Genomic DNA, 24,518 nt, shown 5'->3' with positions numbered 1-24,518 from the left:
TTTACTTTTTATTTAAAAAACCTATTTTTCCCTACAATGACTTTTAATTGACGCGGCAAAATTTGAACTTCAGCCGGAGTACTGACTAGCTTTAAGCCATCAACTAAAATTTTTGATCCTTCATTTCCTTCCAAAATAACTTTACGCACCGGAAAATAACTTTTTCCATCAAGCGAAAAATCTCCCTTGCTATTTTTTTTAAAAATTTTTCTTTCCGATGGCCTGATGCGCGCCTCAAGATAACCGTCTTCCGGATCTGCTTGCTCTTCCCGCGTAGGCAAATTATAAATTTCCACCAAATTATTTGTAAGCGACCTGACCTGATAATCTTTTCCGTATCTTAAACTTACTTCTGACCCTGCTTTCAGGTGAGCCAGAAAATAAATATCGTTAATTTTTCCTAAATCTATTTTTCTGATTAAACGGCTGGAAAGACAATCGCAGGCTAAAAGACCCTCCTCAACTCCCAGGATTCTCGTTATCTCGTTTTTCGGACCTATCGGAATCATGCCGACAGTTAAATTAAAATCGCCGACGGCGTTAACCACCCGTGAAAGTGTTTCATCATTTCCTACCGCCACCACAGTATCCACGCCTCTTTTTATTCCTTCTAGAATAAGCTCTCGAGGATCTTTAAAAAGATTTAGGCGATTTACCCGCCCTTGAAGTCCAAGATCGGCGAGACGATTCTCAATAATCGTCATTGGGCGGAGATACTTTTCCTCCGAGAGAAAAGCATCGTAAATATATTGATACATAACAAAAAACTAAAAACGAAACTCAAAAATACAAAACCGTGGCTACTTTTTGTTATTCTTTTTCAGGGCGTCGTTATCTTGAAGATGGGGAAGCGGCAGGGCGTCGTTGCACATCGTACATTTTCCATTCATCAATGCTCCAGCAGACATTATGATTGTTTTGGCTTCGATGTCGCCATAAATTTTTGAAGTGTCAGTAAGCTCCAGCCGACCGCTCGCTTTTACATTACCCTTAACCTCTCCGGCAATAAAAGCATTGTTGGCAAAAACGCTGGCGGAAATTTTCGCGCCCACTCCGACTTTCAAATCTTTTTCAGTTTTTAAAGACCCGTGAACCACTCCTTCCACGGTCACATTACCCTTGCTTGTAAAATCTCCCTCAACTTTTACCGAAGGCCCAATGATTGTCTCTACATCCCCTCCTTCTTTTGGATACATTTCTTTAAACATAAGTTTTAATTTTAAACCTAATTTTAAAATCACTCTTTTATTTTACCATCTTAAAATCTCTAAAACAAGACCTACATTTCTTCCGGCGCGGCCATGCCCAAAATTGCCAAACCTTTAGCTAAAACAATTTTCACCGCGTGAATTAGGGCAATTCTCGCTTTTCCCGCTTCCGGATCAGCTCCAATCACTTTGACATCTCGATAAAAATCACTGAAAATTTTTGCCAAATCATAAAGATAATCAGCCAACACCGCTGGGCTATAAGTGCGCGCCGCTTTTTCCAAAATCTCTGGAAACTTCGCCAATTCAATCACTAAATTATATTCCCATTTTTCTCTGAATTTATCAAAATCAATTTTCCCCGATATCTTTATTCCCGCCTTGCGAATAATGGAACAAATTCTCGCGTGCGTGTATTGCAGATACGCGGCGGTAAAACCCTCAAAATGTAGTGCTCTGTCAATATCAAAAGTGATTGTTTGTTCTTTACCAACTTTTACCATTTCAAATCTCATCGCTCCAACAACAATTTTTTTCGCCGTCTCCTTAATTTGTTCTTCGCTCCAGTTAGCATGGCGTTTTGTTGTTTCGTCAATTGCCCGCTTCATTGCCTCTTCCCGTAATTCTTCATAAGTAATGACATTACCTGTGCGCGAAGACATCATTCCCGACGGCAATTTTACAAATTCATATCCCAAATGAACCATCTTTTGTTTATATCCTAGCAATTCTAAAATTTTAAATAACTGCTCAAAATACAAACTCTGCCGAACGTCAACCACATAAATCGATTCATTCAATTTATATTTTTTAAACTTCTTTAACGCGAGCGGCAGATCTGCCACGGGATAAAGCGCCGTCCCGTCGGAGCGCAAAAAAAGCAGAACGCCAAGATTGTATTTTTCCAAATTGGCAATAATCGCTCCCTGACTTTTTACCAAAAATTTTTTTTGGTAAAGTTCCTCCACTATTTTTCTGCCTTCATCAATCACTTCGCTTTCGTAAAAAATATTATCAAAACTAACGCCCATCTCTTCATAAATTTCCGCGAATTGTTTGATGCTCCACTCCCGCGTCTCTTGCCAAAATTTATATTCCGGACCGCGCCGACTTTCAATTTTTGTCATGTATTCTCCAACTTCCTTTTTTGCATTATCCCCGATTTCATCAATCTTTTTTGTTGCAGCTGAATACATCCTACCCAAAAAGAAACCTTTATCTTCAACAGTGTTTTGCTTTATTATCCCTTGAGCATGTTGATCCTTCTCCATAAACCAAAGTGTCTTGGCAACGTGAATTCCAAAATCATTAATATATGAAACGGGAATCGCTTTGTGCCCGGAAGCGGAAAGCAATCGCGTCACCGCGTCGCCGTAACAAAGATTTCGAAGATGGCCAACATGATATTCTTTATGAGTATTGGCATTGGAAAATTCTATCATCACTCTCTTCCCTTTTCCTATCTTGCTGTTTCCGAATTTTTCTTTTTCTTTCAAAATTTGGTTTAAAACCAATCTTGCCATTTCTCTTTTATCAAGAAAAAAATTAAGATACGGCCCGGCCGCGACAATTTTCCCGACAATACCGGATGGCTCAATTTTTTCACCCAGTTCTTTAGCGATTTCCAGCGGCGAATTTCCAAGCGCCTTGGTAAAATTAAAACATGGCAAAGACAAGTCTCCAAATTCCGGATTCGGTGGAAAAGCAAAATCTTCTTCCGAGATTGGAAGATCTGGAAAATTTTTCTTAACCAAACCAGTAACTTCTTTTTTTATTTTTAACCACATGGAATTTTAACTTTTAACTTTTACAAAATGTCTTTTTCCTTTTTGAATCAAAACTCCCTCGGCAGGAATTTCTATTACGGCGTTAATATCATTAATAATTTGGTCGCCCACCTTTACGCCGCCCTGTTCCACTAATCTTCGCGCTTCGCCCTTGCTCGCCGCCAGTTTAGTTTCCACAAGCAAATCAAGGATGTTTAAACTTTTAACTTTTAACTTAAAACTTAAAACTTCACTTGGCGCTTCTTTTTTCTGAAAAACTTTAATAAAATTTTCTTCCGCCTTCTCCGCATCCTTGGCTGAATGATACAACGTCACAATTTCCCGCGCCAAGCGCATTTTTGCATCGCGCGGATCGCCGGCTAAAATATTTTTTATTTCATCCGTTGGCACGCGCGTACAAATTTCAAAAGCCACGGGCATTAAAGTATCCGGCCAGCTCATCACTTTCCCATACATCTCTTCCGGTGTATCTTCAAGCGTCACCATATTTCCTTCAGTCTTGCCCATCTTTTTCCCGGTCGGATCAACGAGCAATTTCGTCGTCAAAACAAATTTTTCTTTATTTTTTAATTCTTTCATTAAATCGCGTCCAGCCAACATATTAAATGTCTGGTCGTTACCGCCAACTTCTGCATCAACATCCATGGCCACACTGTCATACGCTTGCATCAGGGGATACAAAAATTCATGAAGATAAACTGGTTCTGTTTCAAAAATTAAATCACTTTTATCTAAACCTGTTATCTTATGACAATTCGGGCAAACTGTGGTGTTTCCACTTAGCTGAGCTGTATCAAAACTTTCTTTACTAAACTGTATCGGGGAAATAAATTTATTTTTACAATGTCTACATGCGGCCCATACTGCCATTCTCTCTAAAAACATATCTCGCTCACGCATCCTCTGTACAGTAAAATGAGAAGCCAACTCCACGATATCGGCAAATTTCAATTTCCCCAGCCACTTACTGTTATATTTGAGATCGACTTTTTTCATATCCAAAATCTTTCCGGCCTGCTTGGCGTAATTTTTACAATTTACTAACACTTCTTTACGCGTTAATTTTTTTCTCGTCGCCGTCTTGTCGGTCGGATCGCCGATCATTCCGGTAAAATCACCAATCAACAAAATTATTTTATGACCGAGTTCCTGCAACTGGCGCAATTTTAAAAGCACTACGCCATGGCCAATATGAAGCGTCAGACCGGTCGGGTCAATACCATTATAAATGGTAAGTTGTTTTCCACTTCGCAGCGCTTTTTCAAATTCTTCGCGTGACGGATAAACATTTTCCACCCCCCGCGTCAGAAACTCTTGGATTTTTTTTTCATCGGTGCTCACTTTCATAAATTTATGACAAAGTTTTTAATTGATCTTTAATTTTTTGAACTTTCTCTTTCTGCGATTCCAATTTTTCTTTTTCCCCAGCCACCAACTCTTTTGGCGCGTTGGCGAGAAATTCTTTATTAGATAATTTATTTTCTAAAATTCCTAAATATTTTTCCGCTTCTGCTAGTTCTTTTTCCAACCGTATTTTTTCTTTACCGGCATTAGCAAGAAGCATCTCGTCCTCAAATAATTTTGCCTCTTTTTTAAATTTCTCAAACCGCTTATCAAATTTGGGCCATTCTTGGACAATAAGCATTTCTTTTTCACCCAACATTTGCCAAATATGTTCTGTCACAAATGGCATAAAGGGGTGCCAAAGTTTCAATAAATCTTTCAAAATATATATCAAAATTTGGTCTTTTACTTTATCTTTTCTGCCCTTTGCCATTTCTAAATAGTGATCAGCTAACTGACTCCATGTAAAATTTCTCAGTTCAAAACCAGCGTTAGAAAATTGAAAGACGTTTAATTTCCCCGTTACACCCCCAGAAACTTGTCCAAAGTCTTTATGCTTTTTGACTTGATCGCTCTTAAGTTCATTAAAGTAATATAAAATCCATTTATCAGCCCTCTCTTTGGGTTTTATGTTCCTTGTATCAATACTTGTATCCTTTACATTCATTAATATATAACGTGATATGTTCCACAATTTATTCGTAAAATTTCTGAAGCCAGCGATTTTTTCATCACTCAATTTCATGTCATTGCCCGGCGAAGTGCCAAGCACCAAAGAAAGGCGCACCGCGTCCGTGCCGTATTTTTCTATCATATCTAATGGATCAATAATATTGCCGAGAGACTTGCTCATTTTTTTACCCTTCTCGTCGCGGACCAGTCCGTGCAGATAGACGTTTTTGAAAGGAATATCTCCCAAAACATAAGTCGTCATCAAAATCATTCTCGCGATCCAGAAAAATAAAATGTCATAACCCGTCTCCAAAACTGCTGTCGGATGAAAATTTTTCAAATCTTTTGTTTTTTCCGGCCAGCCCAAAGTTGAAAAAGTCCAAAGCCCGGAGGAAAACCAGGTGTCAAGCGTATCTGGATCCTGTGTCCAACCCTCACCTTGCGGCGCCTCAATGCCAACATAAATTTCTTTTTCTTTATACCAAACCGGGACGCGATGGCCAAACCAAATCTGGCGAGAAATGCACCAGTCGCGCAAATTTTCCATCCAATGAAAATAAACTTTTTCAAATTGCTCGGGAATAATCTCTATCTTTTTCTGGCCAAAAACACCTTTTTTAACCGCCTCAAGTGACAATTCCTTTAAAGATTTTTTATATTTTTTAATTTTTTTATTTACATCAATAAACCACTGGAGCGACGGCAACGGTTCAACCGGCGTGCCGCAACGATAACAAATTGATAAGTTATTTTCTATTTCTTCTTCTTTTTCCAAAAGTCCGGCGGTTTTTATTTTTTCTACAATCATCTCCCGCGCCGCGGTCGTGGATTTTCCGGAATATTCCGTAAAACCATCTCTGATTTTTCCTTGTTCATCAATTACTTTTATAATCGGCAAATCATTTTTCTCGGCCATCTGCCAGTCGGCCGTGGAGTGAGCCGGCGTTACGCCAAGCGCGCCTGTGCCAAAAACCATATCAATCGACCGGTCGGCAATAATTTTTATTTTCAATGGCACGCCGACAAAATTCACCTCGTATGTTTTCCCAACATATTTTTTATAACGCGAGTCTTCGGGATTAACCGCCACGGCCATGTCGCCCAATTTTGTTTCCGGTCGGGTCGTCGCAATGGCAAACGGAAAATCTTTACTATATTTAAAAGTATAAAATTTAGCTTTTTGCGTTTTATATTCCACTTCATCATCAGCCAAAGTTGAACCGCATCCCGGGCACCAATTCACAATCCGCTCGCCACGATAAATTAAACCGTCGTCATGCATCATTTTGAAAACCGTGCGTACCGCCCGCGAACGGGGCTCGTCTAATGTATACGCTTCGCGCGACCAATCGCAAGACGACCCCATTTTCCGAATCTGATTTTTTATGGTGCTTTTTGTACTCGTGATAAATTTATCCACTTCAGCTAAAAATTTTTCCCGGCCCAAATCATGGCGGGTTTTTCCTTCTCGTTCTTTTAAAATTTTTTCCACTTTGGTTTGAGTGGCAATAGCCGCGTGATCCGTGCCCGGGAGCCATAAAGTTCTATCACCCCGCATCCTGTGATAGCGAATCAAAATATCTTCAATCGCAAGCATCACGGCATGGCCCAAATGCAAGGTCCCAGTGACGTTCGGCGGCGGCATAACAATGGAATACGGCCTTCCTTGACGCGATAAATTATCTGGATTAAAATACCCAGATTTCTCCCATTTCTCGTAAATCCCGTCTTCCACGGCCTTTGGATTGTAAGCTTTCTCTAGCTCTGGCATAAATAAACAAATATTGCCAAATTTAACTGATTTTAATTCCTTTATTCTAACAAAAAAACCTTAAAATAACAATCTTATGCACAATTGACACTATCTTAACCTTAAACTATACTACTATACTAATTAAATTTTTAGCTTAAAGAAGCACTTGTGGCGTTAAACCTAAACCAACAAATATTTGAAACAATGCAAAAAAGCAGTCATCCCTTGATTGCTTTCCGCAAAAACTGGAGCGGCGATGCCGTCGCCACTAGTTTAGCTTTGCGTTCCGTTTTAAAAAAACTCGGAAAACCAATGGTTGACGTTGCTTCTGATGGTTTTTCCGCACCGAAAAAATTCACCTTTCTTCCTGAAGTCGGCGCCATCAAACCGACTATCAATAATTTAAGAAAATTAATTATCAGCTTGGACGTGGCCGAAAACCGAATCGGCGATCTACATTATGAAATGCAGGGAAACAAATTAAATATTTTTGTCGCGCCGGAAGAAAAAAATATTGACGCTAAAAATATTTCCACCGCTCTTTCCGATTACCGCTACGATCTCGCCGTCGTTCTCGATACGCCGGATCTTGAATCGTTGGGAAATGTTTATCAACAAAATTCAGATTTTTTCTATCGCACGCCGGTCGTAAATATTGACCATAGTCCTTCCAACGAACAATTCGGCCAAATTAATCTCGTGGAAATGAATTCCACTTCCACCGCGGAAACTCTTTTCAACTTTTTAGAATCGCTTGACCCGCGTTTGATTGATGAAGAAATCGCCACACTACTTTTGGCAGGAATGATTTCTAAAACCAGAAGTTTCAAATCTCCAAATGTCACGCCAAGAACTTTGGGCATCGCTTCACAACTCATCGCCCGCGGCGCCCGACGCGAAGAAATTATCAAAAATCTTTATCAGACAAAAACAATAGGTACCCTAAAACTCTGGGGCAGAGTTTTAATGCGTTTGAAAAACGATCCGTCGGCAAAAATAGTCTGGTCGCTCTTAACGCGCGATGATTTTATAACTTCCGGTGCGGAAGTTGAGGAATTGCCCGAAGTAATCGACGAGCTGATTGCCAATTCTCCTGACGCGAATATTGTTGTTCTTTTTTATGAAATTCCTTACCTTAATTCTCCCGAAACAAAAATCTGCTGTCTAATCAAGTCCCTAAAAGGCGCCACCGCCGATAGGCTGATTTCCCACGCCGCCGAGGGTGGAAAAGATTTCAAACAATTCTGTCTTACGGGCATGAAACTCACTGACGCGGAAAAAGAAATTATTGAAGAGATAAAAATGAATTTGCTTTTAAAAAAATAATTGTATAAAATACTACTAGATACCGAGGGCGGCTAGCTCAGCTGGTTAGAGCGTTACATTGACATTGTAAAGGTCACAGGTTCGACTCCTGTGCCGCCCACCAAAAAATCCGTCGCTAATTTGGCAGACGGATTTTTTATTTATCAAATTTTTACTTTAATAATTCTGACACCACGGTTCGTAGTAAGCGCGGGGCTTGCCGCAGGCTGGGCACTTGGCCGGCGCTTCGGGCCCTTCGTGAATATAACCGCAATTTAAACATTTCCAACGAATCGGCTGCTCGGTTTTGAAAACCATTTTTTCTTTCACTTTTGCCAAAATAATCTGATATCTTTTTTCATGCTGCTCCTCAACTTCGGCGATTTCTTTGAACATGTCGGCAATTTCATTTTCTCCTTCTTCGCGGGCGATTTTTTCAAAACCGGGATACATTTCATTCCACTCCCAATGTTCTCCGGCCGCCGCTGCTTCCAAATTTTCCGCCGTGCTGCCGACCTCCGCCACACCATAATTTAGAAAACTTGTGGTCACTTCACCTTTCATAAAACTAATTTCGCGCTCGGCGTGCGCCCGTTCGTTGTCTGCCGTTTCTTCAAAAATTCTGGCAATTCCCTCAAAGCCTTCCTCGCGCGCTTTCTTCGCAAAGAAAGTATATTTATCGCGAGCCATCGCTTCTCCGGCAAATGCTTTTCGTAAATTTTCTTGAGTTTTGGACATATCAAAAATTTAAACTGTTGTTAAATTTTTTCTTCTTCCGATTCCCCTTCTTCTTCGCTTCCCGCTTCTTCCATTAATTCCATCTCTTCTTCACAACAAACCAAAGTCCCTCCACCAACTTCCGTGACAGTTGTTTCGTTTCCGCAAACATTGCAGCGATATTTTTCTCCGATGTTTTTTACTGCCATAAAAATAAAATTAAAAATTAAATTATTCTTCTTTTCCTTTTAAACAATAATACCCCGACGTAAGATTATTTTCCCGATGCACAACGCAATTCATGCAAGTGCATCCTTTCATGGGAACTTCGCAAGAACTTTTGTCTTTGCCACAAAAAAGTTTTTGATTGCCCCCGCGCATGCAGGCATTGTAGCTCGGACACGACTCACAACCGCATTTATCAAAATTTTCCTGGTTGTCTTGGATCATATTTTTCAGGTTAATTATTATTCTGCCGACGGAATAATTTTTCTATAATCAAATTTTACCTCGGAAAATTTTATCACATTATTTGCTACCGCCCGGACAAATTCGCGAGCCCGCTTGTCTTTCGCAAAATAATTTTTATCTTCTTCGGTTTTATATTGCGCTCCGTGCGTTGTATAAGTAATCCCGTACGGCGCTAGCACACAACCTAAATTTTGCAGATACATCATAATATCAAACGCCGTTTTGTAAGCGCCATCTTCGTGGCCGTTTATAATTATGCCACAAGTTTTTCCGAGCATTGGTGTTGTGCCATTTACTAAAAACATATTTTGCACCGCGGTCAATCGATCCAGAAAATGTTTCAAAAGCGCCGACATATTATTCCAATTTATCGGAGAGACAATGATAAATCCCTTGCACTTTTTGAGCAAAGGATAAAAATATTTCATGTCATCGTCCTGATTTTGACAAGGGTCATGGCAAAGATTTTGAAACATGGAGTAACAATGCCAACACATATCAACCCTGTATTCGCACAAATTTATCACTTGATACGATTTTTTTTGCTCCCGGAAAACTTCAGCAACCATATCCGTGAAGAGACGGGTGTTATGAGCGCGATGTTTTGAACCATTAATAATCAAATAATCTGTGGGTTTCAAAACTTTGGCGCGTTCGAAAGAAGGCTTAACCGGCATCAAATCAAATTCCTCCGCTTCCGAACCGCATCGCGGGCAATTTTTTGGCGGCTTATCACCGGAGTGAATAAAACCGCAATTATTACAGACCCACATTTTTTGAGCCATACGATTTTTCAAATTATTTTACAACCACTCTGCCAGTCATATTCGGATGAGGTGCGCAATGATATGGGTAAACTCCAGGCGTTTCAAATTTTTTGGTAAAACTTCGGTCTTTGCCAAAAAGTTCGCTACCCCAATCCTCGCCGGTCACGGTATGATTTACCAAATCGCTATTTGTCCACGTTACTTCGCCGCCCGCGGCAATGGTCACGCTCGGCGGATTAAAAGAGTAATCCTGGATCACAACCGTGGCCGTTTTAGGAGTTTCTCCGGTTGGTTGTTCCACGTTGACTGACGGCGGAATAATATTTTCATTTGTTGGCGTAATATTATTTGTCGCTGGAACATTAGCAGCCGGCGCGTTAGTATCGGGTGTCAAATTGGGTGATGCTCCATAACAGCCCGCGCCCGCCAAAACTAAAATCGCCAAAATAAAAATGATAAAATTAATTTTCTTCATAAAATTTATTTAATTGTAAAATTAAAAAACCAAATCCCCAAACCCCAATAAGCGTGAAAAAAAACAGCGATTAAAAGCAACATCGCGTTGATCCTATGAAGCTTTAAAAGATTCATCCTGCCGCGGCGCGTCATCATTATGCCGAGATAAATTTGGAATAATAAAAGCGCGCCCAAGATAATGCCCAGCCAAATATTCGCCGGGCGGCCAAAAAGAATCGGCACTGTCGTCAAAAATTCCATATTGAGTTAATAGTTATTAGTTCATAGAGTACAAAAGTCTATGAACTTTTAACCGTGAACCATAAACTGTTTAAACGCTTTCCCACAACCCATGGATATTGCATTCCTCCCGAGCCACAAGAATGTCTTCCGGTTTTAAATCCGGAATTTCAAAAACTGCCTCGGCACGCTTGCCGACTTCAAGATTTTTTCGTTCCACCAGCGCCTTATTTCGGTAAAGCTCAATCCACATAATATGATGCCCCTCTTCCATTGGATGCGGCACAAGCCCGACCCGAACAAAAACTTCCCCTCCGGTTCCCACTCGTTCAATGACCGGCGTATGTTTTTGCTCAAGCTCAGTCGGATTCATAAAATCTTTCATTTTTTGAATCTCCATATTTTCTCCTTTTTATCGCTCTGCGACGCGTCTTATTTTGGTTTATTATAACACAAACTTAACTTTTAGAATATTCGCCAAAAATCAACACCGATGCCGCCCGGGAGTGACAATTTTTTTATTTTATTTTTAACTTTTTTTATTTTTTCTCTAAAAACATCATTCTAAGCGCTACCCACAAACCGCCGAAAGCGGCCACGCCGAAAACAAGACAAAAAACCCAACCAAGAACAGGAATCAATCCAATTAAACTCATCAACGCAATACCAACCACAACTGTTTTCCAATTAAAATTGAATTCTTTCTTTTTTGAGAAAAGCTTCCAAATCAAACTTCCAAATGCCATACCCCCCAAGGCTGGACTTAAAATCATGAGGAAAAAATATAAAAGCAATCCGCCCGCGCCAAGCACGCCGCCGATTATCGTGATGAAAGAAATAATCGCCGCGATCGGCAAACAAATCGCCATGGCTGCGCCGCGCAATAAATCCCAGCCGAACTCTTCCAAATTCCTTTTAACAAATTCTTTTGTCTGACGCTGAAAAATCCAGTAAAGAAGCAGGCCGACCAAAAGGATTGACAAAAATTTCAAAAACCAAACTCCAAAGAGAAATCCCCAGATTGCCTCTTTATCTTCCCCTTTTTGAATTTCAGTTTTTTTAAAATCAACTGCTCCACCAATCACAGCCGCCGGATCAATCTTAGCTTCTTCCATCGCCTCATAAGAAAGCGAGCCCGAAATTTCCGCGTCGGGACCAATCGTTAATTTTCTAATTTTCGCAAAAACATTTCCGGAAACTTTTCCATTAATAACCGCTTCATCACCATAAATTTTAAGGCCGCTTTTTGTCTCACCGGAAAAAGTTACCATTCCACCGGCCAAAGTTACGTCCTTTCCAAAAGTCGCCTCTTCCGACACGCTTACCTGGCCGCCTATCGCAATCGCCTCTCCGGCTACTGCCGCGCCAACCATCACCGTTCCGCCCATAACCCGAATATCTCCCCCAACCAAACCAATCAAACTCACTGTTCCTCCTGCCACTGCTAAATCCTCTACCACTTCACCGGTAAAAAGGATTGTCCCTCCCGCCGCGAGAAAATCTCCCTCGACTACTCCGCTCAAAATTACGTTATTTCCGACAGTATAAAGATTGTCGGAAATTGTTTTGTCTTTACCTAAGGCAAATTCTTCGCCGGCTTTAAATTCCGCCGCGCCAATCGGGGAGGCGACCAAAATCATGACCACAATTGCCAGGCATACAAAAAATTTATTTCGCATACGCGTGTTAGTTAAATTTTAAAAAATTAATTAGAATTATTATTCACTGCTCTTTTACCTCTCTGCCCCAAATGTTTTGGCAACATCTGCCAGAAATAAAAAAGAATGGAGATATTTAAAACGACGGCTAAAAGTTTAAAAAAAGAAAAATTAATCGCGAGCGAGGCAATGCCATAAATCGCCACTCCGGAGAAAAAAACAATACCAATGTCCCGGACAAACCAAGAACGGAACCAAACGGCAATAGCAATGGCCAAATCAATCACGCCCAAAATTATAAGGCCCAACCCCAAAGAAATTGATTTTTGTAAAATTCCGCTTGGATCATGGGCCGCAAGCCAATTAATAAAAATCCCTTGCGGATCTTCGGCGATTCCCCGGGCGATCAGACCGCGAATAAAATCGCTCGCCGCCGCGTGGCGGATCAGAGAACTGAAAATCAGAGCAAGGATTCCTAAAATAATTTCCACAAGACCCCAAACACCCTTGTAAAGAACAATCAAAATCAAACCTATCGGGCGTTTGAAATATTTATCTAACTTTTGAAACATTATAAAATAACTTACAATTTCCAATTACTTGTTATTCAATCATCTCCTTTTTGAAATCCGCCAAACCGAGGCCAGAGCCGAAAGTGTGGCAACAAAGAAAATTATGGATAGCGCGTTTTGAGGAACGCCCCAGCCGTAAAGTTTGGCCAAGTCATAAAAAACATAGATCGCGAAGGTGAAAGCAAAGCCGTACATATATGAACGGCCTCGAAACGCGGCTACGGCAGAAATAAGGGCGACCAACCCCTCAAGCGCGATAGAAGTGATTTGGAGAATTTGCACGTAATTCATAATTCAAAATTAATATTCTTATCTATAAATTATCTCGCAAAATCGGCAGAAAGTCAAAAATAAAAACCGTCTCTCCTCCCTCAACGAGAAACGGTTTTGTTTCGGCTCTTCGCTGTTCTCCGTCGCCTACCAGCCGCAACTGACGCGACCAAGGTAGATCTCCCAATCGCTGTCGCGATTGTCCGACCAGGCCATGACGTACTCGTGACCGGTCCAAACCACGACTTCCTTTTCCGAATTTCTGGCAGTACTTGAAATCCGGATCACCGTACCGAGCCTACTGCCAGCTTCAGCTAGCCGGACAAAGTAAACATTGGCCAACATGCCAGAACTTTCTTGCCAAATAACCCCGTATTCTCTCCCATTCCACGCGATGGCAACGCGATAGATTATGTCCGGACTAGTCGCAACCAGAACCTCAGGAGCAAGTGGTACACCAGCCGCGTCCAATCTCCGGAAATAAACCTCCCTCGCGCCGCTCGCCATGTTCTTTGTCCAGACCAAAGCGAACTCTCTGCCTTGCCAAACGAGATCGACTGTTTCAGCGTAGAATCTCCCGCCCGAATCAAACGAGGCAACTCTCGTAACGGCGCCTGTTCTTACACCGGAAGAATCAAACCGCGCGAAGAAGATCTGCTGATAGCCGTCGATTGAAACAGTGTAAGCCAGACCGTATTGACTCCCTGTCCAAACAAGAACTGGAAAACTCTCAGGTCCGCTGTCTGAAATAGCAGGCGCTTCGGGAGCAATCGCTATCCCGCCGGAATCCAGCCGCACGAAGAAAATATCCATTGAGCTAAGGCGGCTATCCTGAAAGACAATGCCATAGTCACTTCCTGTCCAGGTGAGAGATAGTTCATAACTCGCGCCGGAAAGAGCAAAATGGTCTGTCAGTTGGATATCATCGCCAATTTCCAGCCCAGTAGAATCAAGCCGAGTAAAGAAGACTTCGGAACGAGAGTCAACCCGAAGGTCATACCAAGCCACACCATACTCTGAGCCAGTCCAGCTCAGAGACGGTTCGCGCGATCCCCATGAGGCATTTGTCACTCTGACTTCATCGCCAATTCTCGCGAGCGAAGTGTCTGCCCGGGCGAAGTATATTTCCGCGTTGGGAATGCCCGCCCGCCAATCTTCCCAAACAATTCCAAGTTCTGAACCTGTCCACGCCACGGCCGGGGAATTAGAATCTCCAGCCGAGTTTGTCAACCGCGATTCGCTGAAAGCGTATTCCCAAACCGCGGGGTTAAGATCGTTACAATCGGTACCACCACAGAGGTCGTCGCCATGAGTGTCGCCGTCGCGATCGCGCGAAAAATGTCGGCATGCGCCAAGCACGCACGAATCAACCGTGCAGTCATTTCCGTCGCCGCAGGAAAATTCCGCCGGAGATTCATCGGTTTCACCATCGCAGTCATTGTCCAGGCCGTCGCAAGTCTCAGGCATGCCAGGACTGGCATTGCAGTATGAACCAGAGCCGCCAAGAGAACAGACATATGTCCCGTCGCAGGGGAAAATTCCGCAGGCCGTGCCAAGCTCAGGCCAATCCTCGTCAGTCTCTGTGTCGCAATCATTGTCCAGGCCGTCGCAAAGTTCCGGCGTGCCAGAAATATACTCGGCGTCGCAGACTGTGGCGCGCTCCAGAGGTTCGCAAACCCAGATGCCGCTTCGCCGACATTCGCCAAAGCCAACATTACAACTGGTTCCGAGTAACAGCCAGTCTTCGTCGGTTTCCGTGTCGCAGTCGTCATCAATGTTATTGCACTTCTCCGCGGCATCAGGGCGGATGGCCATATTGGAATCGTCGCAGTCATCGCCGCCGCAGGAAATATCCACGAAACCGTCCAAGTCCGTGTCCTTGGGAATCGCGCGACAGCCGGTCAGAATAATACAGAGGTTTGTAGTGCAGGGATCGCCGTCTTCGCAAGCCGCGTCATTTTGACGGTTGGTACAAACGTGCGCGCCAACCATGCAGGCGTCAATGGTGCAGTCCACGCTGTCGCGGCAAGCGTAACTCGCCGCTGGTTCCTCGTCCACGCCATCCGCGCAATTGTCATCCACGCCGTTGCAGCGTTCTACCGCGCCGGGATAGATGTTGGGATTTGTGTCGTCACAGTCGCCTTCTTCAACTGTCCATGTGTCGGCATCTCTGTCCTCGTCAACCCACACTGTTGGTGGGCAATTTACCCAAAGGTGATTTGCGCCACAGTTTGGATATGATGGGCTGTCGCCGTAAGGATCTACCTTGCGTCCGCTCGAATCGCGGACTTCGAAGTGCAGGTGCGAGCCAGTTGACCAACCAGAGTTATCACCAATTCCTAAAAGTTGACCGACACTGACCTCATCGCCCACACTGACTTCCAGGCTGCCTCTTTTAAAGTGGGCATAGATGGTACGATAGCCGTTGTCGTGAAGTATTTGTACGTAATTGCCATACACCCGTCTCCCATGGTAGGTATTTAGCCAGCCATCTTCTGCAACCTCAACTACGCCATCCGCTGCGGCGAAGATTCCATCGCCGTCGTCGCGAACGTCATAGTCAATACCACCATGGCAAGCGCCAGACGCGGTCCGGTAACCACAGAAACCTGAAGTGATGACCGGCGTTCTGGTAATCGGCAGGTACAGAAACTCTTCTGCCTCGGAATTGCGCGGCAACAAAAACCACAACACCAGGCACAGCGCGCCCATCTTGAACTTTTCCATTGTCTGTCTCCTACTCTGTCTCAGTAAGGTTGGCAATCATGGTTTCAGCCGTGGAAACGTAACTCGCACTATCTGGTACAAAGAGTTTCAAAATCCCATCACGCAGAGGAATTAGATAGACCCTGTCGTTCTGTTCGAGAATATTAGAGTAGTAAATAATCTTTTTTACTACTCTACTCCCGAGCGTGATATCTTCCGCAGCAACAGCCTCCGTGTAGTCAGACATTGCGCTTTCTACGGTCCTCGCGTCGCGGAAAACCATGATCGGAAACAAAGGTTCTGGCGGCAAAGTTTCTGGCAACTCCTGGTCTGAGAAAGCGAGGGTCGCCACCTCTTCGCCTTCAACTGTCTCGCTATACTCTTGGTACTGCCAGCCCGCGGGGTAAATGAAATTCACCCCCCACTGCTCGTTCCTGTACTCTGTCCAACCGGCCGGAATTTCTCCGGTCGTGTCGGACGTGACTTCTGGCACGCTGTCTGAGGAAGTCTCGGAAACATTCATATCCGAGTTTGTGTCAGTGGGCGCCGCGGAATTCCCGCAACCCCAACCGACCAAAACCAGCACGCCAACGAGTGCCGTCACGAGCATGATCCCTTTCTTCATTTTCCATTCTCCTTTCCCGCCAAAGGCGGAATTTTCAAAGAGCCTGTCCCGCAATCCTGCGGGATCTATTCGGTCCTGCAATGCTGCGGGATCTATTCGACCTTTTGTCCCTCCTTCAAAAAGTTTTTTCATAATTTCCCAAATTTAAAAATTAAAACTATTTTTATTTTATAATTTTACCACAAAAAATTTTATAAACCAAAAAGCGGCCGCTCGGACCGCTTTTCAATTACTAATTACCGATTACTCAATTATCACTGTCTCCACAATCCGGTCTACCACGCTGTCCAAATCAAATGTTTCCCGCTCCGCTTGGCATTCACTTTTTTGCGGATCATCATAATTTAAACATTGCGGATAACGCAAAATAAAATCCAAAACAATAATGTTTCCTTCGCGCGCGGTGGAATATGTGTAAGTTGAGTAAACACTGCCAGCCGCGGCTTCATTTACCGCTCTCACACAATAAACTCTGTCATCCACCATCCGCCGCGCCACAAATTCCGGCAGGCTGCTTTCCGCCGGAGTTTCCGCGCAAGAAAATTCGCCTGTCGCGATCATCACTTTCGGCGGCCATTCAACAGTATCAATGTATTTCGCTGTCAATTTTTCCGGATAACTAAATTCTATCACACCATCACTCCAAATTTTCCATTCACTATTTTCTATACGCGGCTCGCTTTCGTATGAAATTTTATCGGGACACGGCGCGAATTCGCAGCTCGGCAAAACTCGGCCGACATAACTTCCGTCCGGACAAAGTTTAGCTTCAAGAGTGCAAGCCACCGGCGCGGATATCGGCGCGACAAAAATTTTAGGAAGCAAAATAAAAATACCCACGACAAGCCCGGCGATAATTAAGATTGAAACAAGAACGGCGACGATAAGTAAAGTTTTGTTCATATTTTTATATTTTATTTCACAATAAACGACTGTGTAATTTTTTCAAAATCAGAAACATATCCTTGCCACAATTCTTCCAGAGTATTGTAGGAAAGCACCCAGAGGTCATTTTCTTTTCCCCAAACAAGAACTTCCAGCACATGAAAATCAAGTCCGCTTTTACGGAAAGTTATTTCCGTGGCGTAGACTTCGCGCCCATTTACAGTTAAAAAATTCTCGCGGGAAAAAACTATTTCGGGAATTACCGCGCGCAACTCGTTTTTCAAATATTCCACAACTTCGTCTTTTGTTTGCCCTTCAGAGGAATCATAGGCAACAGCCAAATAAGTTTGAAAATTCATTTTCTTGGCCTCGGGATCGGCAATGTTTTCATTTTCCTTGACAATCATAGCCGACACGCCAGTTATTGCCGGAGCCGACCGCCAGCCAGCCGGATAAGTTAAAGAAAAATCATCAGTGGCCAAAACGTTTTCACCACTCGGCTGATTTTGATTCAAATTATTTCCGGAAACCGCGCTAGGCGCTGCGTTGTTTACAAGATTTGTAATTGGGTTATTTACTTCGGAAAGATTAATTTGTGTGCTTAAAAACCAATACGCCATTGCGGCAAAGACAAAGATAATAATGATTGTAATAAATATTGAAAAAGATTTATTCATGGATTTTTAAATTATTTTTAAGGACAATTTTGCAGGGTAAAAAACATCACTAAACTAATCAATAAAGCCAACTTTTGTATTCTGGCGTGGCGTCTTTCATATCTTCATATAACCATACCATGCGGTCCGCAAACCACAATTTACTTATGACAATAACAACGCCGCCAAAAACCGCCGGCCATATTTCAAGCGCGTACAGGCCCCAGATAAAAGGGATTGCGCCAATCGCTCCGATTGCGGAAAGGATATTGGGCGCGTATTGATGATGTGTCGGCACAGGTACGTTTTTTCGATTCATCCAAACCCATTCGCCAAGCACTATTTTAGATGCCCAATTGTTAGTACTTTTTGGCGCAGAAAAAATTCGAGGATTTGTCCAAACCCATAAAAGCACAACAGCAATCAGCGCGAGTGACCACCAACCGAGCCATACCCTGCTCCAGAATGCCAAACCAAGGAGCGGGATCATGGAAAAACGCGAATAGACGCTCCAGGGATTTGAATGTCGTTGACGAGTTTTCTCATCCATCCTAAATGCTTTGGCGATTTTTTGTTCAAGAGTCATATTTTATTATGTCTGTGATGTTCTAAATTTTTTAAGGACAATTTTTTGCTTTGCGCCAACCGGCTGATCTCAAAATTACGATGGAAAAAATTATGAGATAAAATATTTTTTTCATAAACCATTGACCCCTAAAATAATCCTTGATAAAATTACTGTTAAAGCTCTTTGAAAAGCTGGCGGGATATTCCGGGACTTTTATTTCTTTCTAGATTAAGTCACCTTTACCTCTCTCCTTCAGAATCTAAACAGGTTTTGAAGAAGGGAGCAGCGTAAAGGTCGACTCCCTAGATTAAATAAAAATAAACGGAACAAATATGACAAATCCTCGATTCGTCATTTACAAAGACGCTGCTGGATATCATAGATGGCGCCTTCAAGCCATAAACGGCGAGAAGGTCGCTGCGAGTGAGGCTTACTCCTCAAAGCAAGCCTCTATTAATTCTGCTAGTCGAGTAAAATTGATTGCTTGGTCGGCTGATATTGTGGACTCCACAATTTAGTTGATTGAGTAAAATTCCCGTCAGCTTTTTGAGGGGCTTTTTGTTTTAAATTCAAGACCACTCTTCACAAACATTGAGATTTGAGCTGCGGTAAAGAAAAAGTGGCAAGGGCCACTTTTTTAAAAATCTGTTTTCTATAAATATACTGGCTCTAAACAATCAACCCGTCTCTGTTTCTCGGAAACAAAATCCTTTCGAAAAATTTTTTCCGTTTTTTTGTTGTCTTTTTTCTGAGTTCCGTATTTAATGTGATATCCAATATTATTTTTCTCACAAAAATTTATAACAATTTTTGCGCAACCATCGTAGAAATCTTTATTGTCCTGAAATTCTGTCACCTTAATGTTATAATTCAATTTCCCAAAAATAATTTTATCAACAAAATTAATCTTTGCCAAAACTTTCTTTAAATCCTGATCCACTAAGTTCGGCGTTGGGTACGGCTCCATGCTTACCCAGGTTTTCAATCCATGGTCATGCAAATATTTTAAAGATTTTACCCTATCTTCGTACGGCGCGGCTCCCGGCTCAAATCTTTTTTTAAATCCTTCATTCAAAGATACGAGCGTGATTGCATACTCATTATTTCCGCCGTATTTTTCAACGTCAATTAATTCCTTGGGGTAGACACCTTTTGTCAGTACCGTGCACTTTATATTATCGTCGTTCAGTCTCTTTATAATTTTCAAAGTCAAATCGGAAATTTCTTTTTGCTTATACATGAATGGATCAGTTGTGAAGCAAAGGTGAACAACTTTAATTTTATCTTTCAATTTTGGAATTTCTTTATCCAAAAGTTCCAAGGCGTTCGCAACTATTTTGGGCTTGATCCAATCTTCATAACTATTTATCACACCGCACCGTTTTTTCATCATCATGGCGTAGCAAGGAAACCTGCAACCGTGTGAGCAGCCTTCGGCGTGATTAATACAATAGTCGGCGTACTCCACGCCGCTTTTATACAAAAGCGATTTCCTTTGTATCTCCCCCGCCTTTTTCATACTTATATTATAACAACAAAAACCACTCTAGCAAAGCTTTGTCTGCCCATCTATCTCTTTATCAAAGATATTCTCCATAATTTTTTTGCCGATGGAGCTATGTGTCACCAAAATTAAATGATAAAGAGCCTTGCCAGATCTTAAATTTCTTCTTATCTGTTTATAGACAACGTACTCAAATCCTAATTTTTTTAAATTTTCCCTATAAAAACTTAATAACGCTTCTTTCCTTCTCTTCTCATTATAATTATCTTTCGAGTTATAAACATTCGACCAATCCGTAGAGCCATAAAAAAGATCTAATTTTTTTGGATAATCTCTGATTAATCTTACAAGAGACATGTCATAAGGATACAAAATGAGGATGTCTACTTTTCTAATCTTTGATAAGGAGACAACGGTTTCCCAATAAAGCTCGGCGCCCTTCGGATCTAGAAATACCAAACAGCCAGCCCGAGAAGGTATATATTTATACAAATCTTTTAGTAGTTTATTCGAATCATCATTGCGTGTTTTCACTGAAATGGATGGAGAGACATTACTTTTTTCAGAAATCACTAAATTATTCAAAATTTTAAAACTTTTTTTATTTAGCTCAACAAATAAATAACCATTAAATTTATTTTTTATTTTTAAGGAAATCAATGCCGATCCATCAATTAAATTACCTCTGCCACACTTTTCACATCTTGACCACCCCTCCGAACTGCATTTTTCACCGCAGAGGACACACTTTCCTGTTCCGGCGAAAGCATCAATATAATATTTCAAAGGTAGTTTTTTAGTTGCGGTTGTATATGCTTCGATATACTTTCTGAAATATTCCAATTTTTCTCTTGTATGCGGTTTAACCCTCCACATATAATAACTTTTAAAAAATTATTTATTAACTTTATCAATTCCTCTCATAAGTTTATCCGTCTCCACCAACGCCACAACAATTTTTTGATAATGTTCAATGTCGGCGTTGGAGAGTTTGCGGCCTTTGCGATCTTTCAACCATTTCTGCGCCGGCTGATAGCCGCCGATGGAAAAGTTCCAGGCGATTTCCGGCACGCCACCGAAATATTGCGAAGCATTAATATAAACTTTTCCATCTTTATAGACAACTTTTTCCACCAAATTATCCCCTGCCTCGGGATAAGTGGTAATAAATTTTTCAACCTTCGAACTTTCCAACAAATGCAGATGCCTCAACTCCTCGCCCAATTTTGCCAACGCGAAAAATCGCTTTTCATTTTTCGGATACGGCACCCGCGGAAAATCTATCTTCAAAAATTCTTTATATTTTTCGCGATAACTCGGCGAGTGCAAAACGGCGTAGATATAATCCAAAACATTTTCCGGCGTCACCTTGCCGACAATTTTTTCTATTTCAGCCACAATTTCTTTTTTGAGATTCGGAATTTTTGATCCGTCGTCGGCATAAAGATAAAGAGGGAAAACATATCCGACTTCACCGGTTTGTAATGAAACACCACATCGATCTGTAATTGTCGCTGACAAAAATACATGCTGAAAATCAAAACTAGTCTGTTGTTTACATGTTAAAATTGCCAAATTGTCTTTTAACAAGTGCTTCATTATTTCTGGCCTTGGTCTTTGAAACACGCCTTCACTGTTCGGAGAGTAAAGGGTATATCTTGTGTCAAATGGTCGATATAAAATAGGGGTGTATTCGCCAATAACGTTATCCATATCCTTTCTGACTTGAACAACCTTTTTCTGGTCGACTTGGTATTTCTGCGCTATCTCTTGATCTGAATATCTACTAAAACTGGCGCGAAGCTCCTTGATCTCATCGACTGAAAATTTTATTATCAGGTCATCTTTCGCAGTAGCAACTCCCGAAGCCCATTTTTGAAATAAATTAGTTACGCTGATCCCCTCTTTATACTCATCCTCTGCTCTAAAATCCTTTGGCACAAAAAAGTAATACGGATCCTTGCAATCAATCTTATTCCATTTCATCTTTTCAAAATCAAAATTATTCAACGCCTCGTATTTGTCTTTTTGCTTTCCAAATAATTCAGCGTGATAAACCGTGCCGAGTGATTTTTTCTTGCCTGCTTTTTTGACAAACAGCGCGATGGACACGCCTTGCATTATACTAAATACATTTTGATCAACGCTGCCGTCGGGCGCGGTTTCTTTTTTCTTAGCATTGCCGTGCAAATCCAAAATATAAATACTATCAAAAGTTTCCAAAAGATTTTTACGCATTTGGCGATGGGTAATTCCGTCAATGTAAGAATTGTTGGTAATCATCCCAATAATTCCCTCGCCATTTTTGTCTACAAGATATTGGGCGAAGCGGATAAATTTAATATAATCATCGGATAAAGGTTGTATATTCCTTTCATCCAGATCTTTTTTATAATCTTTTATCAACTCGCCGATCCATTCGCCTTTATTTTGTGAGCTGACATTGTACGGCGGATTGCCGAGCACTACCATTATTGGCAAATCATTTTTAACTTTTCCGGCTAAACGAGATTCTTCCGTGATAGCTTTATCAAAACCTAAACCGGCAAAAAGCGTATCATCATATTTATCCGCTTTTTCCAGAGAATTAGTGAGGTAAATTTCTATACGTTCGTCTTTTATATCCACTCCAGTTTCTTTCAAAAGCGTGGAAAGTTTAAGATGGGCGATGGTGTACGGCGCCATCATTATTTCAAATCCGTGCAACCGCGGCAGTAAATCATCACGAACATAACTTGACCATCGGCCCTCTTGTCCGACAAATGATTTTTTAATTTGCAAAATCACTTCGTTTAAAAATGTGCCGGTACCGGTCGCCGGATCAAGTATTTGAACTTTGTGAACCGACTGTTTTGCCTTCATTCCCTGCAACCCTTTTATTTCCGTTCTGGAAGTATCAGCCAAACCGTTTAGACCAAATTCTTTTTTCAAAACATCATCAATCGCGCGAACAATAAAACACACCACCGGCAAGGGGGTATAAAAAACTCCCATCTTTTTTCGTTCGGCCGCATCATACTCCTGCAAAAAATCTTCGTAAAAATGAACAATCGGGTCGCGGCTGTCGTCCTTTTCCACTTTGTAATAATCATGCACGATCGCCTGAATATCGGCGTGCTTAAATTCTTCGCAGAGTTCATTGACAATAAACTCTACGCGCTCGTCAAAATCTTCTCCGGCAATGTGGTCAAAAAATTTACGTAAAAATGGGTTGGATTTTGGCACCAAATCGCGCGCCTCTCCACGAGAAAAAGTGTCTGCCGTTTTATCATGATAGCGAGCCGCGAATAAACCGTAGACAACTGTCTGGGCGTACATATCGGCAAATTTTTCGTGATCCAAATCGGCGAGTAATAATTTTTTAATAGTATTATAAACGGCAATCAAACTTTCATTTTTCTTTTCGTCGCCCTCTTTTAAATATTTTTTGATATTGTCGCGAATGCGCCGCGCCTGGCCGGCCATCACTTTGGCGAGAACAACACCGGACTTAATCGGCTCTTTGGCTTCTTTGATAAATGCCAAGAGTGTATCTTCCAAAAGATTAAAACTATCTTCAACCGACGCGATTTCGCTATTTTTTATTTCAGCAATTTTTACGGTTTCATATTTTTCTCCATTTCTAAAAAACCTAAACTCCAAACAATTTGTCAAAATTAAATTCGGATAACCAAAATAACGTGCCATCTGCTCGCCCTTTTCCGTTTCGTCAAGCGACACACCCAGGTCTTTGGCTTCGGCATAAGCGGCGGCAATCTTACCTTTTATAAAAACAAAGTCCGGCGCGCCGTATTCGCTCCGCTTGGGGTCGTTTATCACATTCAAGCCGGTAATATCTTGAAATAGTTTTTCAAGCGCCGGCCGATAGGCCATCTCTTTTGCCTGACCGGTTTTATATTTTTCCGAAATTGTGGAGACAAATTCTTTCACGAATTGACCATTCATATTTTATAAAATAAATTAACAAATCTTTCCCCAATTATCCCAGAAAATCTCTTTAAAGTAAACCCCCTGCCTCTTGACAATTCTCTGATAAAAATGATATAAAATAATGTACTCTCAAACGAGCGAGGGTTGGAGGGAATGGGGAAAATGGATGCAAAGCTCATGAGGTATGCCTTGGCGGTGAGTTGGATGAACGGCGACTCGACGTGCTTTCTCATCGTTCAGAAAGGCGAGATCTTGGTTGCGATCGCGCCGCCGGTCAAAGCAGACCAGGAAACCTGCTTTCGCGTCCTGGAAAACCTGGCTGTGTCAAACGGTGTCCCGGAGGAGGAGCAGAATAATCTCCGTGCACAGCTGGAGGAAGCTTTCCGAAAACACGACGCCGAGACACGTCAACCGTAAAGTTTGG

General features: G+C 41.9%; 26 protein-coding genes and 1 tRNA gene. 4 read left to right on the top strand and 23 right to left on the bottom strand.

Annotated elements, in window-relative coordinates; translation table 11 throughout:
- Positions 1–8: 8 nt before the first annotated feature.
- The 5 genes from WC445_04255 to WC445_04235 all read right to left on the bottom strand — a co-directional run bounded on the left by WC445_04255 (position 9) and on the right by WC445_04235 (position 6,782).
- Entirely contained in the window at positions 9–758 is a 750-nt protein-coding gene (locus WC445_04255) for a diacylglycerol kinase family protein (protein MFA5129139.1), read from the bottom strand.
- Between the two features lie 42 nt (positions 759–800).
- Complete coding sequence (locus WC445_04250) at positions 801–1,208, bottom strand: polymer-forming cytoskeletal protein (GenBank protein MFA5129138.1); 408 nt, start codon at positions 1,206–1,208, stop codon at positions 801–803.
- 71 nt (positions 1,209–1,279) lie between these two features.
- Positions 1,280–2,995, bottom strand: coding sequence for an arginine--tRNA ligase (gene argS, locus WC445_04245; protein MFA5129137.1), 1,716 nt, complete (start codon positions 2,993–2,995; stop codon positions 1,280–1,282).
- Between the two features lie 6 nt (positions 2,996–3,001).
- Positions 3,002–4,342, bottom strand: a complete 1,341-nt coding sequence (tyrS, locus tag WC445_04240) for a tyrosine--tRNA ligase (GenBank protein ID MFA5129136.1) — start codon at positions 4,340–4,342, stop codon at positions 3,002–3,004.
- A gap of 4 nt (positions 4,343–4,346) precedes the next feature.
- Positions 4,347–6,782 (bottom strand): valine--tRNA ligase, encoded by a 2,436-nt coding sequence (locus tag WC445_04235; GenBank protein ID MFA5129135.1) that lies wholly within the window; start codon positions 6,780–6,782, stop codon positions 4,347–4,349.
- A gap of 186 nt (positions 6,783–6,968) precedes the next feature.
- Between WC445_04235 and WC445_04230 the strand changes: the two genes are divergently transcribed.
- Together WC445_04230 and WC445_04225 are read left to right on the top strand one after the other, a co-directional pair.
- Entirely contained in the window at positions 6,969–8,090 is a 1,122-nt protein-coding gene (locus tag WC445_04230) for a hypothetical protein (GenBank protein MFA5129134.1), read from the top strand.
- A 26-nt stretch (positions 8,091–8,116) separates the two neighbouring features.
- Positions 8,117–8,193, top strand: a tRNA-Val gene (locus WC445_04225).
- Between the two features lie 53 nt (positions 8,194–8,246).
- Here WC445_04225 and WC445_04220 read toward each other — a convergent pair.
- The 15 genes from WC445_04220 to WC445_04150 form a co-directional block, all read right to left on the bottom strand.
- The gene (locus tag WC445_04220) at positions 8,247–8,807 is read right to left on the bottom strand and encodes a rubrerythrin family protein (protein ID MFA5129133.1); all 561 of its coding nucleotides are present in this window, start codon (positions 8,805–8,807) and stop codon (positions 8,247–8,249) included.
- A gap of 20 nt (positions 8,808–8,827) precedes the next feature.
- Positions 8,828–8,995, bottom strand: coding sequence for a desulfoferrodoxin FeS4 iron-binding domain-containing protein (locus tag WC445_04215; GenBank protein MFA5129132.1), 168 nt, complete (start codon positions 8,993–8,995; stop codon positions 8,828–8,830).
- A 22-nt stretch (positions 8,996–9,017) separates the two neighbouring features.
- Complete coding sequence (locus WC445_04210; GenBank protein ID MFA5129131.1) at positions 9,018–9,236, bottom strand: DUF2769 domain-containing protein; 219 nt, start codon at positions 9,234–9,236, stop codon at positions 9,018–9,020.
- Between the two features lie 17 nt (positions 9,237–9,253).
- Entirely contained in the window at positions 9,254–10,042 is a 789-nt protein-coding gene (locus WC445_04205; GenBank protein MFA5129130.1) for an NAD(P)H-dependent oxidoreductase, read from the bottom strand.
- A 13-nt stretch (positions 10,043–10,055) separates the two neighbouring features.
- Complete coding sequence (locus tag WC445_04200) at positions 10,056–10,499, bottom strand: cupredoxin family copper-binding protein (GenBank protein MFA5129129.1); 444 nt, start codon at positions 10,497–10,499, stop codon at positions 10,056–10,058.
- 5 nt (positions 10,500–10,504) lie between these two features.
- Positions 10,505–10,741: a hypothetical protein gene (locus WC445_04195; protein ID MFA5129128.1), complete on the bottom strand. Its 237-nt coding sequence runs from the start codon at positions 10,739–10,741 to the stop codon at positions 10,505–10,507.
- Positions 10,742–10,811: 70 nt separating this feature from the next.
- Complete coding sequence (locus WC445_04190; protein MFA5129127.1) at positions 10,812–11,120, bottom strand: desulfoferrodoxin family protein; 309 nt, start codon at positions 11,118–11,120, stop codon at positions 10,812–10,814.
- Between the two features lie 139 nt (positions 11,121–11,259).
- Positions 11,260–12,399, bottom strand: a complete 1,140-nt coding sequence (locus WC445_04185; protein MFA5129126.1) for a polymer-forming cytoskeletal protein — start codon at positions 12,397–12,399, stop codon at positions 11,260–11,262.
- A gap of 26 nt (positions 12,400–12,425) precedes the next feature.
- Complete coding sequence (locus tag WC445_04180) at positions 12,426–12,950, bottom strand: DUF2127 domain-containing protein (GenBank protein ID MFA5129125.1); 525 nt, start codon at positions 12,948–12,950, stop codon at positions 12,426–12,428.
- Positions 12,951–12,989: 39 nt separating this feature from the next.
- Positions 12,990–13,241, bottom strand: coding sequence for a hypothetical protein (locus WC445_04175; GenBank protein ID MFA5129124.1), 252 nt, complete (start codon positions 13,239–13,241; stop codon positions 12,990–12,992).
- Between the two features lie 126 nt (positions 13,242–13,367).
- Positions 13,368–15,947, bottom strand: a complete 2,580-nt coding sequence (locus WC445_04170; GenBank protein MFA5129123.1) for a MopE-related protein — start codon at positions 15,945–15,947, stop codon at positions 13,368–13,370.
- Positions 15,948–15,957: 10 nt separating this feature from the next.
- Positions 15,958–16,683: a hypothetical protein gene (locus WC445_04165; protein ID MFA5129122.1), complete on the bottom strand. Its 726-nt coding sequence runs from the start codon at positions 16,681–16,683 to the stop codon at positions 15,958–15,960.
- A gap of 111 nt (positions 16,684–16,794) precedes the next feature.
- Positions 16,795–17,454, bottom strand: a complete 660-nt coding sequence (locus tag WC445_04160) for a hypothetical protein (GenBank protein MFA5129121.1) — start codon at positions 17,452–17,454, stop codon at positions 16,795–16,797.
- An 11-nt stretch (positions 17,455–17,465) separates the two neighbouring features.
- Complete coding sequence (locus WC445_04155; GenBank protein MFA5129120.1) at positions 17,466–18,113, bottom strand: hypothetical protein; 648 nt, start codon at positions 18,111–18,113, stop codon at positions 17,466–17,468.
- 58 nt (positions 18,114–18,171) lie between these two features.
- On the bottom strand, positions 18,172–18,678 hold the full coding sequence (locus WC445_04150; protein ID MFA5129119.1) for a DUF6653 family protein: 507 nt from the start codon (positions 18,676–18,678) through the stop codon (positions 18,172–18,174).
- A gap of 314 nt (positions 18,679–18,992) precedes the next feature.
- On the opposite strand from WC445_04150, the gene WC445_04145 reads away from it, so the two are divergent.
- Positions 18,993–19,178, top strand: a complete 186-nt coding sequence (locus tag WC445_04145; GenBank protein ID MFA5129118.1) for a DUF1508 domain-containing protein — start codon at positions 18,993–18,995, stop codon at positions 19,176–19,178.
- A gap of 134 nt (positions 19,179–19,312) precedes the next feature.
- Here the strand turns inward: WC445_04145 and WC445_04140 are convergent, their stop codons facing one another.
- Genes WC445_04140 through WC445_04130 form a run of 3 tightly spaced genes read right to left on the bottom strand, consistent with a single transcriptional unit; the run spans position 19,313 to position 24,109 of the window.
- On the bottom strand, positions 19,313–20,179 hold the full coding sequence (locus WC445_04140) for a radical SAM protein (protein MFA5129117.1): 867 nt from the start codon (positions 20,177–20,179) through the stop codon (positions 19,313–19,315).
- A gap of 27 nt (positions 20,180–20,206) precedes the next feature.
- Positions 20,207–21,040 (bottom strand): three-Cys-motif partner protein TcmP, encoded by an 834-nt coding sequence (gene tcmP / locus WC445_04135; protein MFA5129116.1) that lies wholly within the window; start codon positions 21,038–21,040, stop codon positions 20,207–20,209.
- Positions 21,041–21,058: 18 nt separating this feature from the next.
- Positions 21,059–24,109: a type ISP restriction/modification enzyme gene (locus tag WC445_04130; GenBank protein MFA5129115.1), complete on the bottom strand. Its 3,051-nt coding sequence runs from the start codon at positions 24,107–24,109 to the stop codon at positions 21,059–21,061.
- Between the two features lie 147 nt (positions 24,110–24,256).
- Here WC445_04130 and WC445_04125 point away from each other — a divergent pair, with 147 nt between their 5' ends.
- On the top strand, positions 24,257–24,511 hold the full coding sequence (locus WC445_04125) for a hypothetical protein (protein MFA5129114.1): 255 nt from the start codon (positions 24,257–24,259) through the stop codon (positions 24,509–24,511).
- The last annotated feature ends 7 nt before the right edge of the window (positions 24,512–24,518 follow it).

This window comes from Patescibacteria group bacterium, from assembly GCA_041650995.1.
In the GTDB taxonomy this organism is placed as follows: domain Bacteria; phylum Patescibacteriota; class Patescibacteriia; order XYB2-FULL-38-15; family XYB2-FULL-38-15; genus JAHIRI01.
The sequence above is the reverse complement of the archived record's forward strand: the minus strand, read 5'-3'. Positions and strand labels throughout refer to the sequence as shown.